The following is a 2559-nucleotide window of genomic DNA, read 5'->3' as shown; positions in this document are numbered from 1 at the left end:
CCGGCGAGGTGATGACCGCCGACGGCGCCGTCATCGACGAGACGACGGTGCTGCCGGCCGGAGCCCACGTCTTCTTCTATCGCGACCTGCCCGACGAAACGCCCGTGCCCTTTGAGATCCCGGTGCTGCACCGCGACGACGACCTTGTGGTGGTCGACAAGCCGCACTTCCTGTCGACCATGCCCCGCGGCCGCCACGTGGCCCAGACGGCACTGGTGCGGCTGCGCCGGGAGCTGGGGCTTCCCGAGCTGAGTCCGGCGCACCGGCTCGACCGGCTCACCGCCGGGGTCCTGCTGTTCACCACCCGCCGCGAATTGCGCGGGGCCTATCAGACGCTGTTCGCCCGCGGCGCGGTGCGCAAGCAGTACCTGGCCCGGTCGTCGGCGCCGCCGGTGGGCGAGTTCCCGCGGCTGGTGCGCAGCCGGATCATCAAGCGGCGCGGCTGCCTGCAGGCCCGTGAGGAGCCCGGCGAACCCAACGCCGAAACGCTGGTCGAGGCGCTGGGAGACGGCTGCTACCGGCTCACCCCGCGTACCGGCCGTACCCATCAACTGCGGGTGCACCTGGCCTCGCTCGGCCTGCCGATCGACGGTGATCCGCTGTACCCGGAGATCGTCGAGGTCGCCCCCGACGACTTCTCCACTCCGCTGCAACTGCTGGCGCAACGGCTCGAGTTCACCGACCCGCTGACTCACCGGCGACGTTGCTTCGTCAGCCGGCGCGCGTTTCAGCGCTGAGCGTGCCGGGTACAGCAAGGCACGACAGAGCAGAGGGGAGTCTGATTCTGATGAAGGCACACGGCAGGATGGCGATCGCCGTCCTCGGAAGCACAGCGGCGCTGGTCGCAGCGGGTTGCAGCGGCACCCAGGAAGAAGCCCCGACCAGCACCACCACGACAGAGACCACAACCACCACGACGGAGACCACACCGATGGAACCGGAACCCGGTGTGCCGCCGGGGGAGCCCGGAGCCCCCGGTGGTCCGACCGGTGGCGGTGGTCCCGGCGGTGGCGGCGGCCAGATTCCGGGCGGTCCGACCGGTGGCGGTGGTCCCGGCGGTGGCGGCGGCTGCCTGCCCGGTGTGGGGTGCGGCGGCTGGCCGTGATCGGCCCGCGACGCTAACGCCTCGCTAAGACACATCGGCGCCCGACGCCCAGGACATCACCCTGGGCCTCGGGCGTCGGTTCATCGCTGACAGGCGGCGCACCAGAAACTGATGCGCCCGCCAGCGCTGTCCGATTCCACCCGGGTGCCGCAGCGCCGGCAGGGCCGGCCGGCCCGGCCGTACACCCACAGTTGCCGGCCCGGCCTGGTGTCTCCGGTGGTGCAGCGCGCCCACCGCAGCCGATTGGCCCACAGCATGTCGCGGGCCCGGGCCACCAGCCGGGCCGGATCGGCCAACGCGGCAACCGGGGACGTCGGCAATCGGCCGACGACGAAACACAATTCGTTGCAGAAGACATTGCCGATGCCGGCCAGTACCCGCTGATCCAACAGGGCTGCGGCCAGTGGCCGGTCCGGGCCGGCCAGCAGGTTGGCGAGCGCGGCGTCCGGGTCCCAATCGGGGCCGAGCAGGTCCGGGCCCAGGTGGGCGACCGCCTCGGCGTCGCGGTCACGCTCGAGCACCTCCAGCACGCCCAGGTCGATGCCTGATGCGCGAACGGGCCCGGCCTCCAAGATGATTCGCACCCGATGGTCGAGCGGGCCCCTTCTCCCCGGCGGGCTCACCCGCCAGCTGCCCTCCATCTTCAGATGGGAGTGGATGCTGGCGCGCCCGACCCGGATGAACAGGTGCTTACCCCGGCTGATCACCTCATCCACCCGCTGCCCGGTGAGATCCACGCCGGCGTAGCGGGGGACCCGGATATCGCAGCGGGTCAACATTTTTCCGGTCAACGCGTCGTCGAGCACCGCCGCGGTGTGGAAGACGGTGTCACCCTCGGGCATCAGCGCAGCCGCAATCCCCGCGGGGTACGGGAGAATCCGGCCTCGGCCAGCGCCGTCGTCGTCGGCGAATCGCGAATCTCCAGCACCGCCACACCGTCCACCCGCTCGACGAGCAGCCCGTCGACGCGGCGGTCGGCGATAAGCCCGGCCAGCGCACCGGCGGCGGCCCGCTGCACCTCGGCGGCGTCGGCTCCGGTGGCGAAGTTCAGCAGGGAGCGGCCGCCACGTTCGATGAACCAGGCCAGTTCGCCGTCGACCAGGACCACCAGCGCTCCCGCCTTGCGGCCCGGACGGGCGGTGCCGGGGTGCGCCGGCCAGCCCAGTGCCGCCCCGTACGGGTTGGCCGGGTCGGCGGCGGCCAGCGCTACCGCGTGATACTCCCGGCGCGTCGGGTCGACACCGTCGAGGTAGCCGCGCAGCCGGTCCACCGTCGAGGCCAGCGCGAACTGGGCGGCGCCCAGCGACTCGATGAAGTAGCCGCGCTGGCAGCGGCCGGCCTCCTCGAACGCCGTCAACACCTTGTAGAGGCCGGCGAACCCGCCCGGCACCGCCTCGGCGGCCACCGCGCCGCGGGTCAGCACCCCGTAGCGGTGCAGCAGCAACTCGGCGGTG

General features: G+C 72.2%; 4 protein-coding genes. 2 read left to right on the top strand and 2 right to left on the bottom strand.

The window, feature by feature from the left end; all coding sequences use genetic code 11:
- Both DQP56_RS23815 and DQP56_RS24930 read left to right on the top strand, forming a co-directional pair.
- A partial coding sequence (locus DQP56_RS23815) for a pseudouridine synthase (RefSeq protein WP_234825809.1) occupies positions 1 to 737 on the top strand: 737 nt, incomplete at its 5' end.
- Positions 738 to 787: 50 nt separating this feature from the next.
- The gene (locus DQP56_RS24930) at positions 788 to 1105 is read left to right on the top strand and encodes a hypothetical protein (protein ID WP_165825135.1); all 318 of its coding nucleotides are present in this window, start codon (positions 788 to 790) and stop codon (positions 1103 to 1105) included.
- An 80-nt stretch (positions 1106 to 1185) separates the two neighbouring features.
- On the opposite strand, the gene nei2 is transcribed toward DQP56_RS24930, so the two are convergent.
- Both nei2 and DQP56_RS23800 read right to left on the bottom strand, forming a co-directional pair.
- Positions 1186 to 1947: an endonuclease VIII Nei2 gene (gene nei2, locus DQP56_RS23805; RefSeq protein ID WP_112689526.1), complete on the bottom strand. Its 762-nt coding sequence runs from the start codon at positions 1945 to 1947 to the stop codon at positions 1186 to 1188.
- Positions 1947 to 2559, bottom strand: a 613-nt coding sequence (locus DQP56_RS23800) for an Lhr family helicase (protein WP_435673909.1), incomplete at its 5' end; no start/stop codon positions are given. The genes nei2 and DQP56_RS23800, both read right to left, overlap by 1 nt.

Origin of the sequence: Mycolicibacter senuensis (assembly GCF_003284925.1) — a bacterium.
Lineage (GTDB): Bacteria > Actinomycetota > Actinomycetes > Mycobacteriales > Mycobacteriaceae > Mycobacterium > Mycobacterium algericum_A.
This window is presented reverse-complemented; position numbering and strand designations above follow the sequence as displayed.